We start from the raw sequence: 14,322 nt of genomic DNA on the forward strand, positions 1-14,322 counted from the left end.
GCGCGGTGGCGTCCCGGGCTGGTCCGCCCTCCGCTACCAGCCCCGCTCGCGCCACTCGTCGAGGTGCGGGCGCTCGGCGCCGAGGGTCGTGTCCGCGCCGTGGCCGGGGTAGACCCACGTCGCGTCGCCGAACCGGTCGAAGACGCGCTCCGTGACGTCCGTGAGCAACCGCTCGAAGCGGGCCGGGTCGCGCTGGGTGTTCCCGACGCCGCCCGGGAACAGCGAGTCGCCCGTGAACAGGTGCACCCGGCCCGCCACCGCCTCCGGTTCGTGCACCTCGGCGGGTTCACGGTAGGCCAGAGCGACGGATCCTGGCGTGTGGCCGCGCAGCGCGACGACCTCGAGCGCGAGGTCGCCGGCGCGGACGACGTCGCCGTGACGGAGACGGCGGGCGACGTGCACGTCCGCGGCCGCCGCGACCGCGTCGGCGTCGAGGTCCCCGGCGGCCGTCGTCGCGCCGGTGACCGCGACGATCGAGGCGAGCGCGCGCAGGTGGTCCGGGTGGCGGTGCGTCGTGACGACGACGTCGAGGCGCGCGGTCGGCGACCCCTCGCGGACGAGCGCGAGGACGTCGTCGGGCGCGTCTGCCGCGTCGATGAGGACCTGCGCGCCCGTGCGCCGGCACGTGAGGAGGTAGACGTCGTTGGCGAGCGGCCCGACGGCGAGCTTGCGGACCTCGACCTCGTCGAGGCGGCGCACGTCGCCGGGGCCGCCCACGACGACCTGTCCCGTGTACACCATGGGGTCAGTCTGCCGCGGCCGGGTCCGCGTCGGGACCTCGGGCGGGGCCCGCCGTGAGCGTTCGTCGGAGGACGCGCGAAGGTGACGTCGAACACCTGTGCGAATGTGGGCGGTCGGTCGTACGATGCTGCGGTGAGCAATCGCCTCGTCATCTCCGGTGCCCGCGAGCACAACCTCCGCAACGTCGACCTCGACCTCCCGCGGGACAAGCTCATCGTCTTCACGGGGCTCTCCGGCTCGGGCAAGTCGTCGCTCGCGTTCGACACCATCTTCGCGGAGGGGCAGCGCCGCTACGTCGAGTCGCTGTCCGCGTACGCGCGCCAGTTCCTCGGGCAGATGGACAAGCCCGACGTCGACTTCATCGAGGGCCTGTCGCCCGCGGTCTCGATCGACCAGAAGTCCACGAACCGCAACCCGCGGTCGACCGTCGGCACCATCACCGAGGTCTACGACTACCTGCGCCTGCTCTTCTCGCGCGCGGGGACGCAGCACTGCCCGGTGTGCGGCGAGCGCGTGACCGCGCAGACGCCGCAGCAGATCGTGGACCGCCTCCTGGAGCTGCCGGAGGGCACGCGGTACCAGGTGCTCGCACCGGTGGTGCGCGGGCGCAAGGGTGAGTACTCCGAGCTCTTCAAGGAGCTGCAGACCAAGGGCTTCGCCCGTGCCCGCGTCGACGGCGAGGTGCGCACGCTCACCGACGTCCCCGCGCTCGAGAAGAAGCTCAAGCACGACATCGAGGTGGTCGTCGACCGCCTCGTGGCGCGCGAGGGCGTGCAGCGCCGGCTCACCGACTCGGTCGAGACCGCGCTCGGCCTCGCGGGCGGGCTCGTCGTCATCGAGCTCGTCGACGCCGACGCCGACGACCCGGCGCGCGAGCGCCGCTTCTCCGAGAAGCGCGCCTGCCCCAACGACCACGAGCTCGCGCTGGACGAGATCGAGCCGCGCACGTTCTCCTTCAACGCGCCCTACGGCGCGTGCCCGGAGTGCACCGGCATCGGTTTCCGCCTCGAGGTCGATCCCGACCTCGTGGTGCCGGACGTCGAGAAGTCGCTGGGCGAGGGCGCGGTCGCGCCGTGGGCGCAGATCTCCTCGGAGTACTTCGAGCGGGTCCTCACGGCGCTCGCGGACGACCTCGGGTTCTCCATGGACACGCCGTGGCGCGCGCTGCCCGAGCGCGCGAAGAAGGCGGTCCTGCACGGGCAGAACCACCAGGTCCACGTGCGGTACAAGAACCGCTGGGGCCGCGAGCGGCAGTACTCGACCGGGTTCGAGGGCGTCATCACGTTCCTCGAGCGCCGGCACACGGAGACCGAGTCGGACTGGTCCAAGGAGAAGTACGAGGCCTTCATGCGCGAGGTCCCGTGCCCCGTGTGCCGGGGCGCGCGTCTCAAGCCCGAGGTCCTCGCGGTCAAGGTGGGCGGCAAGTCCATCTGGGACGTGTGCCGTCTCCCGCTGCGCGAGGCCGCGGCGTTCCTCGGGTCGCTCGAGCTCGGCGCACGGGAGCGCGCGATCGCGACCGAGGTCCTCAAGGAGATCGACGCACGCCTGGGCTTCCTGCTCGACGTCGGCCTCGACTACCTCTCGCTCGAACGACCGGCCGCGACGCTCTCCGGCGGCGAGGCGCAGCGCATCCGGCTCGCCACGCAGATCGGCTCCGGCCTCGTCGGCGTCCTCTACGTCCTCGACGAGCCGAGCATCGGCCTGCACCAGCGCGACAACCGTCGCCTCATCGAGACCCTCACGCGCCTGCGCGACCTCGGGAACACCCTCATCGTCGTCGAGCACGACGAGGACACCATCCGCACCGCGGACTGGGTGGTCGACATCGGCCCGGGCGCGGGCGAGCACGGCGGGCGCGTCGTGCACTCGGGCGACTACGCCGGCCTGCTGGAGGCGCCGGAGTCGGTGACGGGCGCCTACCTCGCGGGTCGTCGCAGCATCCCGCTCCCGGCGGAGCGCCGCCCGACCGACCCGGGCCGTCAGGTCAAGGTCGTCGGCGCGCGCGAGCACAACCTCACGGGCATCGACGTGAGCTTCCCGCTCGGGACGTTCACCGCGGTGACCGGGGTGTCGGGGTCGGGCAAGTCGACGCTGGTGAACTCGATCCTCTACACGGTCCTGGCCAACGAGCTCAACGGCGCACGCCAGGTCGCGGGCCGCCACACGCGCGTGACGGGCCTCGACCACCTCGACAAGGTCGTGCACGTGGACCAGGGACCGATCGGGCGCACGCCGCGGTCGAACCCGGCGACGTACACGGGCGTGTGGGACCACGTGCGCAAGCTCTTCGCGGAGACCACCGAGGCCAAGGTGCGCGGGTACACGCCCGGCCGCTTCTCGTTCAACGTCAAGGGCGGTCGCTGCGAGGCGTGCTCGGGCGACGGCACGCTGAAGATCGAGATGAACTTCCTCCCGGACGTCTACGTGCCGTGCGAGGTGTGCCACGGCGCGCGCTACAACCGCGAGACGCTCGATGTGCACTTCAAGGGCAAGACCGTGGCCGACGTCCTCGACATGCCGATCGAGGAGGCGTCGGAGTTCTTCGCGGCCGTGCCGGCGATCTCGCGGCACCTCAAGACCCTCGTCGAGGTCGGCCTCGGGTACGTCCGCCTCGGGCAGCCCGCCCCGACCCTCTCGGGGGGCGAGGCGCAACGCGTGAAGCTCGCGAGCGAGCTGCAGAAGCGCTCGACGGGGCGCACGATCTACGTGCTCGACGAGCCGACCACGGGCCTGCACTTCGAGGACATCCGCAAGCTGCTCGGCGTGCTGCAGTCGCTCGTCGACAAGGGCAACAGCGTCCTCGTCATCGAGCACAACCTCGACGTCATCAAGAGCGCGGACTGGGTCGTCGACATGGGGCCCGAGGGCGGCTCTGGGGGCGGCAAGGTCGTGGCGCAGGGCACGCCCGAGCAGGTCGCGCGTGTCGAGGCGAGCCACACCGGCCGCTTCCTCGCGGAGATCCTCGACCAGCACGACCCCGTGCCGGTCGGTGCGCCGGCGAAGCCCGGCGCCGCGCAGGCGCCCGCCGCGAAGGGGGCAAAGGGTCGCTCGGCGAAGGCTCGTCGGGCGACCGACGAGGGCACGACGCGCGCGCGCCGCAAGGCGTCCGCTGCCTAGCCGCGTCCCGACGAGGGTGCGGCGGCACGCTGCCCGGTCATGACTCCGCGGCGACGCGTCGTCGGCGCGCCGCCGCGGACGTCGGCGACCACGGACGGAGTGCTCAGGCTGCCGCGCGCCGCGCCGGCGCCGGCTCGACGAGCACGCGGAAGTTCACCGAGCGCGCGATGAAGCAGTGGTCGTGCGCGCGGTGGTGCAACGTTGCCAGCGACTCCTCGTCGGTCCCCGGGCCGTCGTCGACCACGACGCGGGGGTGGAGCGTGACGTCCGTGAACTGCCCCTCGCCGCCGGACTCGACGCGCATCGTGCCGGTGACGTCGTCCACGTACTCCCGCACGACGACGCCCGCCGCCGCGGCGAGGTGGAGGAACCACAGCATTTGGCACTGCGAGAGGCTCACGACGAACAGCTCCTCGGGGCTGTAGCGCGTCGGGTCGCCCCGGAACGCCGGGTCCGCGGACCCGGGCAGCGGCGGCCTCCCCTCGAGGAGCACGTCGTGGTCCCGGCCGTAGGCCGTGTAGGAGGCGGTGCCCCTGTCGCCCGCGCCCGTCCACCGGACCGTGGCGGCGTACCCGTGCTGTGCGCTCATGGCCGCCACCCTAGCGGGCGGTGGTGCAGGTCACACCACCTCTTCGCCGGGTCGCCGCGGCCCCGTGCGTCCCCTGCCACCCGACCGTCGGTGGCCTGACCTAGGGTGGAGAACATGGCTGATCCCGCGACGTACCGCCCGGCGCCGGGGGAGATCCCCACCTCGCCAGGCGTCTACCGGTTCCGTGACGACCACGGGCGCGTGATCTACGTCGGCAAGGCCAAGAACCTGCGCGCGCGCCTGTCGAACTACTTCCAGGACGTCGCGAACCTGCACCACCGCACGCAGACGATGGTGACGACCGCGGCGTCCGTCGAGTGGACCGTCGTGGGCACCGAGGTCGAGGCGCTCGCGCTCGAGTACTCCTGGATCAAGGAGTTCGACCCGCGGTTCAACGTCAAGTACCGCGACGACAAGTCCTACCCCTACCTCGCGGTGACGATGGGGGAGGAGTTCCCCCGCGCCCAGGTCATGCGCGGCGCCAAGCGGCCCGGCACCCGGTACTTCGGCCCCTACGGACACGCGTGGGCGATCCGCGAGACGCTCGACCTCCTGCTCCGCGTCTTCCCGGTGCGCACGTGCTCGGCGGGCGTGTTCAAGCGCGCTCACCAGACGGGCCGGCCGTGTCTCCTGGGGTACATCGACAAGTGCTCGGCACCGTGCGTCGGGCGCATCACGCCCGAGGACCACCGGGCGCTCGCCGAGGACTTCTGCGACTTCATGGCGGGCGACACGCAGCGCTTCGTGCGCCGTCTGGAGCGCAAGATGAACGAGGCCGCCGCCGCGATGGAGTACGAGGCCGCGGCGCGCCTGCGCGACGACATCGTCGCTCTCCAGCGCGCGACCGAGAAGAACGCGGTGGTGCTCGGCGACGGCACGGACGCGGACGTGTTCGCGCTCGTCGGCGACGAGCTCGAGGCGGCCGTCCAGGTGTTCCACGTGCGCGGCGGGCGGATCCGCGGCCAGCGCGGCTGGATCGTCGAGAAGGTCGAGGACGTGACCGACGCGGAGCTGGTCGAGCACCTGCTCCAGCAGGTCTACGGCGCGGCCGAGGAGGCCGCCGCGGCAGACCCGGGGACCGGCCAGGGTCGGGCCGGCGCGCGCGACGTCGTCCCGCGCGAGGTGCTCGTCCCCGTGCTGCCGCCCGACACCGAGCAGGTCACGACGTGGCTCTCGGGGCTGCGGGGCGCGCGCGTCGACGTCCGGGTGCCGCAGCGCGGCGACAAGAAGGAGCTCGCCGCGACCGTGCGGGCGAACGCGGAGCACGCGCTCGCCCTGCACCGCACGCGCCGCGCGGGCGACCTCACGACGCGCAGCCAGGCGCTGCGCGAGATCCAGGAGGCGCTCGACCTCGACACCGCCCCGCTGCGGATCGAGTGCTACGACGTCTCGCACAACCAGGGCACGTACCAGGTCGCGTCGATGGTCGTGTTCGAGGACGGCCTCGCGCGCAAGAGCGAGTACCGCCACTTCACCGTGCGCGGGCCCGACGGCGACGGGGCCGCGGACGACACCGCGGCGATGTACGAGGTCATCACGCGCCGGTTCAAGCGCTACCTGTCCGACCGCTCGCGCTCGGGCGAGGTCGAGCTGGACCTCGAGGCCGACGACGTCGCGACCGGGTCCGACGCCGCGGGCAGGCGCGCGGAGCGGGCCGCGGAGGCTGCGGGGTACGTGCCGCGCAGCGGCGAGGTCGACGCCGACACCCCCGTCGACAAGCGAGCGCGGTTCGCCTACCCGCCGAACCTCGTCGTGGTCGACGGCGGCCCCCCGCAGGTCGCCGCCGCCGCCCGGGCGCTGGCCGACCTCGGGATCGACGACGTCGCGCTGTGCGGCCTCGCCAAGCGCCTCGAGGAGGTGTGGGTCCCGGGGGACGACTACCCGGTGATCCTCCAGCGCTCGTCGGAGGGCCTCTACCTGCTGCAGCGCGTGCGCGACGAGGCGCACCGGTTCGCCATCGCCCAGCACCGCAGGCAGCGCAGCAAGGGCATGACCGCGTCCGCGCTCGACGACGTGCCGGGCCTCGGGCCGGCGCGTCGCACCGCGCTCCTCAAGCACTTCGGCTCGCTCAAGCGGCTGCGCGCCGCGAGCGTCGAGGAGATCGCGACCGTGCGGGGCATGGGTGAGCGCACGGCGCGCGCCGTGGTCGCCGCCCTGGGCGGAGCCGCCGAGCCGTCCGCGGGCGCAGCCCCCACGGTGCCGGCGCCCGCCGAGGGCGCCGCGCGCCCGGAGGACGTGCCCGGGCGCGCCCGGGACACTCCGGTGGGTGACGGGGCCACGGCCCGGGCGTGAGCGGCTGGCATGCTGGTGCCATGACCTCGGAGCCGACCCCGGACCTCAGCCCGCAGGGGCCGCCCGCCCGCGTGCCGGAGCCCTCACCGACCACGGTCCCCAGCGGGATCCCCGCGATCGAGGCGGCGACCCACGCCCCGGAGCCGCGCGAGGCCGAGGTGCTCATCATCACGGGCATGTCCGGCGCCGGACGCACCCGGGCCGCGGCCGTGCTCGAGGACCTCGACTGGTACGTCGTCGACAACCTGCCGCCGCGCATGATCGTCCCGCTCGTGGACCTCATGACGCGGTCGGGCTCGGCGCTCGAGCGCATCGCGGCGGTCGTCGACGTGCGCGGCCGCGAGTTCTTCACCGACCTCGTCGAGGTGCTCGACCACCTCCGCCAGAGCGGGGTGTTCTACCGCATCCTGTTCCTCGACGCGTCCGACGAGGTGCTCGTGCGCCGGTACGAGCAGGTCCGACGCCCGCACCCGCTGCAGGGGGAGGGGCGCATCCTCGACGGTCTCGCCGAGGAGCGGCGCCTGCTCGCGAGCCTCGAGGAGCGCTCCGACGTCGTCATCGACACGTCCGAGCTCACCGTGCACGACCTCGCGCGCGAGGTCCGCGCCGCCGTCGCCGACGGCACGCCGGAGACTCTGCGCATCAACGTCGTGTCGTTCGGGTTCAAGTACGGGCTGCCGCTCGACGCCGACCACGTGGTCGACGTGCGGTTCCTCGCGAACCCGTACTGGATCACCGAGCTGCGGCACCTCACGGGGCGCGACGCACCGGTGCGCGACTACGTGCTGGGTCGCCCCGGCGCGCTGGAGTTCGTCGACCGGTACGTGAGCGCCCTGGAGCCGGTCCTGGCCGGCTACCTGGGGGAGGAGAAGCGCTACGTGACGATCGCCGTCGGCTGCACCGGGGGCAAGCACCGCTCCGTCGCGATCAGCGAGGCGATCGCCGCGCGCCTGCGCGCGCAGGGCCAGCGCGTCATCGTCACCGCCCGCGACCTCGGCAAGGAGTGATCGTGGTCGCCCAGCGCAACCCTGCCGTCGTCGCCCTGGGCGGCGGCCACGGCCTGTCCGCGAGCCTGTCCGCGCTGCGCCTCATGTCCGACCGGCTCACCGCCGTCGTGACCGTGGCCGACGACGGCGGGTCGTCCGGACGCCTGCGCGCCGAGCTCGGCGTGCTGCCCCCGGGCGACCTGCGCATGGCGCTCGCCGCCCTGTGCGACGACTCGGAGTGGGGCCGCACGTGGAGCGCGCTCCTCCAGCACCGGTTCACGTCGGAGGGGGACCTCGACAACCACGCGGTGGGCAACCTGCTCATCGTCGCGCTGTGGGAGCTGCTCGACGACCCGGTCGCCGGGCTCGACTGGGTGGGCAAGCTCCTGGGCGCGCGGGGGCGCGTGCTGCCGATGGCGGCGGTCCCGCTCGGGATCGAGGCCGACGTACGGACGGGCGACCGGCTGGAGACGGTCGTCGGGCAGAGCCACGTCGCGGTGACCCACGGCCGCATCGAACAGCTCCGGCTCGTCCCGGCGGACCCGCCGGCCTGCGCCGAGGCGGTCCAGGCGGTCGAGGAGGCGGACTGGGTCGTGCTCGGCCCGGGGTCGTGGTTCTCGTCGGTGATGCCGCACCTGCTCGTGCCCGAGCTCGCGCGCGCCCTGCACGAGACCTCCGCGCGGCGCTGCGTGACGCTCAACCTGTCGAGCGAGACGGGGGAGACCTACGGGCTGTCGGCGACGGACCACCTGGAGGCGCTGCACAAGCACGCACCCGGTCTCCGGATCGACGCCGTCGTCGCGGACCCGTCCGCCGTCGAGGACACGGAGCAGCTCGCGGAGGCGTCCGCGAGCATGGGAGCGCGTCTCCTCCTGCGGCAGGTGCGCCGCGGGGACGGCACCCCGCGGCACGACGCGCTGCGCCTGGCGGCGGCGTACCGGGACGTGTTCGACGACTTCCTCGGCGACGTCGGCTCGCCCGCCCGCTGAGCCGCGCCGGGACGCGTCGGGTGGCCCTCGGGGCGCCCGGCCAGCCGCCGCGACGCGTCGGCATCGGTGGCAGGATGTCCCGCATGGCGCTCACGGCACAGGTGAAGGACGAGCTGGCTCGACTGCGGGTGGACAAGACCTCGTGCCGCAAGGCGGAGGTCTCGGCGATGCTCCGCTTCTCGGGCGGGCTGCACCTCATCTCGGGTCGCGTCGTCATCGAGGCCGAGCTCGACACGGCGATCGCGGCGCGCCGCCTGCGCGAGACCATCGCGGACGTCTACGGGCACACGAGCGAGCTGATCGTCGTGTCGGCGGGCGGGCTGCGCAAGAGCAGCCGGTACGTCGTGCGCGTCGTGCGCGACGGCGAGTCGCTGGCCCGCCAGACGGGCCTCCTGGACCAGCGCGGGCGGCCCGTGCGGGGACTCCCGCCGCAGGTCGTCTCCGGCGGGGTGGAGGAGGCCGAGGCGGCGTGGCGCGGCGCGTTCCTGGCGCACGGCTCGCTCACCGAGCCGGGCCGGTCGTCGGCGCTCGAGATCACGTGCCCCGGGCCCGAGGCCGCGCTCGCGCTCGTGGGTGCGGCGCGCCGGCTCGGCGTCTCCGCGAAGTCCCGCGAGGTGCGCGGCGTCGACCGCGTCGTGATCCGGGACGGGGACGCGATCAGCGCGCTCCTCACGCGCCTGGGCGCGCACGAGGCGGTGCTGGTCTGGGAGGAGCGGCGCGCCCGGCGCGAGGTGCGCGGCACCGCGAACCGGCTCGCGAACTTCGACGACGCGAACCTGCGTCGGTCGGCCCGGGCCGCGGTCGCGGCAGGAGCGCGCGTCGAGCGGGCCTTCGAGATCCTCGGCCCGGACCTGCCCGACCACCTGCGCGAGGCCGGCGAGCTCCGTCTCGCCCACAAGCAGGCGTCGCTCGAGGAGCTGGGGCAGCTCGCGGACCCGCCGCTCACGAAGGACGCCGTCGCGGGCCGCATCCGCCGCCTGCTCTCGACGGCGGACAAGCGCGCGGCCGAGCTCGGCATCCCCGACACCGAGGCGGGCCTGAGCCCGGAGCTGCTCGACCTCTGACCCTGCCGGTCTGCGACCAGCACGGTGACCAGCCCGGCGACCGCCCGGCACCTGGACGTCATGCACCGACGGGACGATGGTCCCGAACCGTGGGATCCAGGTCACACGCTGGCGTGGTGTTGGTATAGGCTCGGATGCGTCAGGTGACAACGACGTGCTCCTTCGCTGACACCCCTCGTGGGCGTGGGTGGTCCCGGCTGTCGCCGTGACGGTCCACGGGCACGGTGGGTGCTGTGCCGGGATCCCGGGCAGCGGGGCACGGGCGCGATCACCACCTGCGTACGACGGCGTACGTGATCGTTCGGCATCAACCGTGTGCGTCGGGACAACCGGCGCGCCCTGAGGAGGGCATTGTGACCATCCGCGTCGGTATCAACGGCTTCGGTCGTATCGGACGGAACTTCTACCGCGCCATCGTGGCGTCGGGCGCCGACATCGAGATCGTGGGCGTCAACGACCTCACGGACAACAAGACGCTCGCGCACCTGCTCAAGTACGACACGGTCCTCGGCCGTTTCCCCCTGAGCGTGGACTTCGACGACGACAACATCATCGTCGACGGCAAGAAGATCCGTGCCCTCGCCGAGCGTGACCCCGCGAACCTTCCCTGGGGCGAGCTGGGTGCCGACATCGTCATCGAGTCGACCGGGTTCTTCACGGACGCCACCAAGGCGAAGGCCCACATCGACGGTGGCGCCAAGAAGGTCATCATCTCCGCCCCGGCGAAGAACGAGGACGCGACGTTCGTCGTCGGCGTGAACTCGGACCAGTACGACCCGGCCGCGCACCACATCATCTCGAACGCGTCGTGCACCACGAACTGCCTCGCCCCGCTCGCGAAGGCGCTCAACGACTCGATCGGCATCGAGCGTGGTCTCATGACCACGATCCACGCCTACACGGGTGACCAGAACCTGCAGGACGGCCCGCACCGCGACCTGCGTCGCGCCCGCGCCGCCGCGCAGAACATCGTCCCGACCTCGACGGGTGCGGCCAAGGCCGTGTCGCTCGTCCTCCCGGAGCTCAAGGGCAAGCTCGACGGCTTCGCGCTGCGCGTGCCGGTCATCACGGGCTCGGCGACGGACCTCACGTTCACGGCCTCCAAGGAGGTCACGGTGGACGAGGTCAACGCCGCGGTGAAGGCTGCCTCGGAGGGCCCGCTCAAGGGCATCCTGTCCTACGTCGAGGACGAGATCGTCTCGAGCGACATCGTGACGGACCCGCACCAGAGCATCTTCGACTCGAAGCTCACCAAGGTGATCGGCGACCAGGTCAAGGTCGTCTCCTGGTACGACAACGAGTGGGGCTACTCGAACAGCCTCGTCGCGCTGACGCAGCTCGTCGGCGACAAGCTCTGAGCCACCCGCTGACGCAGCACGACCCTGCGTAGCAACCATGCGTCCGCGTGCGCGTCCCGGCACCGCCCGGTGACGCGCACGCGGACGTCCTCATGTGCGGGCCCGGCCGGTCCTCGGCAGGCGCCCCGTACGACGGCGACCGAACCGTAGGAGACCGCATGAACACCATCGACTCCCTGGGCGACCTGCGCGGCAAGCGCGTCCTCGTCCGCTCCGACTTCAACGTCCCGCTCGACGGGACGACCATCACGGACGACGGCCGCATCCGCGCGGCGCTGCCGACGCTGAAGAAGCTCACCGACGCCGGCGCGAAGGTGATCGTCACCGCGCACCTGGGTCGCCCCAAGGGCGAGCCGGACGCGAAGTACTCGCTCGCGCCCGTCGCGGCCCGCCTCGGCGAGCTGCTCGGCGTGCCGGTGCACCTCGCGCAGGACGTCGTCGGCGACTCGGCCCGCGAGACCGTCGCCGCCCTCGGCGACGGCGAGGTCGCGCTGCTGGAGAACATCCGGTTCGACCCGCGCGAGACGTCCAAGGACGACGCGGAGCGCCAGTCGCTCGCACGCGACCTCGCGCAGCTCGCGGACGTCTTCGTCTCCGACGGCTTCGGCGTCGTGCACCGCAAGCAGGCGTCGGTCTACGACGTCGCCCAGGTGCTCCCGTCCGCGGTCGGCGAGCTCGTCCTCAAGGAGGTCGACTCCCTGCGCAAGGCGACGGAGGACCCGGCCCGCCCGTACGCGGTCGTGCTCGGCGGCTCCAAGGTCTCGGACAAGCTCGGCGTCATCGCGAACCTGCTCACCAAGGCGGACCGCCTGCTCATCGGCGGCGGCATGGTGTTCACGTTCCTCGCCGCCAAGGGCTACGGCGTCGGCAAGTCCCTCCTCGAGGAGGACCAGATCGACACGGTCAAGGGCTACCTCGCGGACGCGGAGAAGAACGGCGTCGAGATCGTCCTGCCGACCGACATCGTCGTGGCGGACGCGTTCGCCGCGGACTCCCCGCACGAGGTCGTCGCCGCGGACGCGATCCCCGCGGACAAGATCGGCCTCGACATCGGCCCCGAGTCGGCGAAGCTCTTCGCGAGCAAGATCGTCGACGCGAAGACGGTCGTGTGGAACGGGCCCGCGGGCGTGTTCGAGTTCGAGGCGTTCTCGGGCGGCACGCGTGCCGTGGCCCAGGCGCTCGTCGACGCGACCGCGAACGGCGCGTTCACGATCGTGGGCGGCGGCGACTCGGCCGCCGCCGTCCGCATCCTCGGCTTCGACGAGGCGGGCTTCAGCCACATCTCGACCGGTGGTGGCGCGAGCCTGGAGTTCCTCGAGGGCAAGGACCTGCCGGGGATCTCCGTCCTCGAGGGCTGAGCGCCCCTCCCGAACCATCCTCACGCACCGCCCGCGGCCCGTCGTGCGCGGGCGGTGCGACCCCCACAGAGAGAAGAAGGACCGTGGCGAACAGCCGTACCCCGCTCATGGCGGGCAACTGGAAGATGAACCTGGACCACCACCAGGCGACCCACACCGTGCAGAAGCTCGCGTGGACCCTCAAGGACGCGAAGCACGACTACGCGGCCGTCGAGGTCGCCGTGCTGCCGCCCTTCACCGACCTCCGGTCGGTGCAGACGCTCGTCGACGCGGACAAGCTGGAGCTGAAGTACGGCGCGCAGGACGTGTCCGCGCACACCGAGGGCGCCTACACGGGCGAGATCTCGGCGACGATGCTCGCCAAGCTCGGCGTGAGCTACGTCGCGATCGGCCACTCCGAGCGCCGGCAGTACCACGCCGAGACGGACGCGCAGGTCAACGAGAAGATCGTCGCCGCCGTGGGTCAGGGCGTCGCCCCGATCCTGTGCGTGGGCGAGGGCCTCGACGTCCGCAAGGCCGGCGAGCAGATCTCCTACACGCTGGCTCAGGTCGAGGGCGCCCTCGCGGGCATCCCGGCAGCGCAGCTCGCGACGCTCGTCATCGCGTACGAGCCCGTCTGGGCCATCGGCACGGGCGAGGTCGCGACGCCGGAGGACGCGCAGGAGGTCTGCGGTGCGATCCGCGGTGCCCTGGGCGACCTGTACGACGCGGACCTCGCGGACGCGACGCGCATCCTGTACGGCGGCTCGGTGAAGTCGTCCAACGTCGCCGCGATCATGGCGCAGCCCGACGTCGACGGCGCGCTCGTCGGCGGCGCGAGCCTCGACCCCGAGGAGTTCGCCAAGATCGCGCGCTACCAGTCGCACGCGACCGGGGCCTGACCTCCGCGAGACCCTCGCACCGACGGCCCCGGGAGCGGATCCCGGGGCCGTCGGTCCCTGGCGTGAGACGCTGCCGGCCGGGGTTGGCCGGAGCGGCCCCGCGTCGCCTACTCTTGTCCCCTGTGCAGCAGGTCACGCCTGCGCATGACAACCGTGCGGTCGCGCTCGACATCGGTCGGGACGGCCCTGAGCCTCAAGGACGTACTCGTGGACGTGCTGCGCATCATCCTCCAGATCCTGCTGGTCCTGACCAGCGGCTTCCTCACCCTGCTCGTGCTCATGCACAAGGGCAAGGGCGGCGGCCTCTCCGACATGTTCGGCGGCGGGATCTCGAGCTCGGTGGGCAGCTCCGGCGTCGCCGAGCGCAACCTCAACCGGATCACCGTGTCGTTCGCCCTCGTCTGGGCCGTCGTCATCGTGCTCCTGGGGCTGCTCCAGAAGGTCAGCTGACCTCGGACGTCCCACCGGGGACGTCGCAGGGTCGGGCAGGGCTCGAGGAGTCGGCAGGGGGCAGCCGCGCCGGACGGCGCGGTACGGGCAGGATCGAGTGCCGACGACGGCACGGACGGGGGAGAGCACGTGGCAGGTGGTAACGCGATCCGCGGGTCGCGCGTCGGGGCGGGACCGCTCGGGGAGTCCGAGCGCGGCGAGATCGCGCCGCGCTTCTGGGTGTCCTACTGGTGCGCGAACGGCCACGAGACGCGGCCCAGCTTCTCCTCGGAGGCGGAGATCGAGGCGCCCGAGACCTGGGACTGCCCGCGGTGCGGGTTCCCGGCCGGGCAGGACCGGGAGAACCCGCCGACGCCGTCGCGCAACGAGCCGTACAAGACGCACCTCGCGTACGTGAAGGAGCGTCGCAGCGACGAGGACGGCGTCGCGATCCTGGACGAGGCGCTCGCCGCGCTGCGGGCCCGCCGCGGTCGCTGACTCGCTGACGAAGGGTCCCT

12 protein-coding genes are annotated in these 14,322 nt (G+C 72.7%); 10 read left to right on the forward strand and 2 right to left on the reverse strand.

Annotated elements, in window-relative coordinates; translation table 11 throughout:
• Window positions 1–33: 33 nt before the first annotated feature.
• Window positions 34–741 carry an MBL fold metallo-hydrolase gene (locus NF338_RS07650; RefSeq protein ID WP_264030216.1) on the reverse strand — a complete coding sequence of 236 codons (708 nt, stop codon included), beginning with the start codon at window positions 739–741 and terminating at the stop codon, window positions 34–36.
• Between the two features lie 132 nt (window positions 742–873).
• Here NF338_RS07650 and uvrA point away from each other — a divergent pair, with 132 nt between their 5' ends.
• Window positions 874–3,858 (forward strand): excinuclease ABC subunit UvrA, encoded by a 2,985-nt coding sequence (uvrA, locus tag NF338_RS07655; protein WP_264030217.1) that lies wholly within the window; start codon window positions 874–876, stop codon window positions 3,856–3,858.
• A gap of 103 nt (window positions 3,859–3,961) precedes the next feature.
• On the opposite strand, the gene NF338_RS07660 is transcribed toward uvrA, so the two are convergent.
• Window positions 3,962–4,447 (reverse strand): OsmC family protein, encoded by a 486-nt coding sequence (locus tag NF338_RS07660; protein WP_264030218.1) that lies wholly within the window; start codon window positions 4,445–4,447, stop codon window positions 3,962–3,964.
• 114 nt (window positions 4,448–4,561) lie between these two features.
• Between NF338_RS07660 and uvrC the strand changes: the two genes are divergently transcribed.
• The 9 genes from uvrC (at window position 4,562) to NF338_RS07705 (ending at window position 14,302) form a co-directional block, all read left to right on the forward strand.
• Window positions 4,562–6,739: an excinuclease ABC subunit UvrC gene (gene uvrC, locus NF338_RS07665; protein ID WP_264030219.1), complete on the forward strand. Its 2,178-nt coding sequence runs from the start codon at window positions 4,562–4,564 to the stop codon at window positions 6,737–6,739.
• Between the two features lie 20 nt (window positions 6,740–6,759).
• Window positions 6,760–7,746, forward strand: a complete 987-nt coding sequence (rapZ, locus tag NF338_RS07670; RefSeq protein WP_087472156.1) for an RNase adapter RapZ — start codon at window positions 6,760–6,762, stop codon at window positions 7,744–7,746.
• Window positions 7,747–7,748: 2 nt separating this feature from the next.
• Entirely contained in the window at window positions 7,749–8,714 is a 966-nt protein-coding gene (locus NF338_RS07675; protein ID WP_087472155.1) for a gluconeogenesis factor YvcK family protein, read from the forward strand.
• Between the two features lie 83 nt (window positions 8,715–8,797).
• Window positions 8,798–9,778, forward strand: a complete 981-nt coding sequence (gene whiA, locus NF338_RS07680) for a DNA-binding protein WhiA (protein ID WP_047232822.1) — start codon at window positions 8,798–8,800, stop codon at window positions 9,776–9,778.
• A 353-nt stretch (window positions 9,779–10,131) separates the two neighbouring features.
• The gene (gene gap / locus NF338_RS07685) at window positions 10,132–11,136 is read left to right on the forward strand and encodes a type I glyceraldehyde-3-phosphate dehydrogenase (RefSeq protein ID WP_087472154.1); all 1,005 of its coding nucleotides are present in this window, start codon (window positions 10,132–10,134) and stop codon (window positions 11,134–11,136) included.
• Between the two features lie 158 nt (window positions 11,137–11,294).
• Window positions 11,295–12,494: a phosphoglycerate kinase gene (locus NF338_RS07690; RefSeq protein ID WP_264030220.1), complete on the forward strand. Its 1,200-nt coding sequence runs from the start codon at window positions 11,295–11,297 to the stop codon at window positions 12,492–12,494.
• Between the two features lie 107 nt (window positions 12,495–12,601).
• The gene (gene tpiA, locus NF338_RS07695; RefSeq protein WP_239577902.1) at window positions 12,602–13,375 is read left to right on the forward strand and encodes a triose-phosphate isomerase; all 774 of its coding nucleotides are present in this window, start codon (window positions 12,602–12,604) and stop codon (window positions 13,373–13,375) included.
• A gap of 207 nt (window positions 13,376–13,582) precedes the next feature.
• Window positions 13,583–13,825 carry a preprotein translocase subunit SecG gene (gene secG / locus NF338_RS07700; protein ID WP_087472975.1) on the forward strand — a complete coding sequence of 81 codons (243 nt, stop codon included), beginning with the start codon at window positions 13,583–13,585 and terminating at the stop codon, window positions 13,823–13,825.
• A 129-nt stretch (window positions 13,826–13,954) separates the two neighbouring features.
• The gene (locus tag NF338_RS07705) at window positions 13,955–14,302 is read left to right on the forward strand and encodes an RNA polymerase-binding protein RbpA (RefSeq protein ID WP_047232819.1); all 348 of its coding nucleotides are present in this window, start codon (window positions 13,955–13,957) and stop codon (window positions 14,300–14,302) included.
• Window positions 14,303–14,322 lie beyond the last annotated feature (20 nt).

Source organism: Cellulosimicrobium sp. SH8 (genome assembly GCF_025818875.1).
GTDB lineage: Bacteria > Actinomycetota > Actinomycetes > Actinomycetales > Cellulomonadaceae > Cellulosimicrobium > Cellulosimicrobium cellulans_D.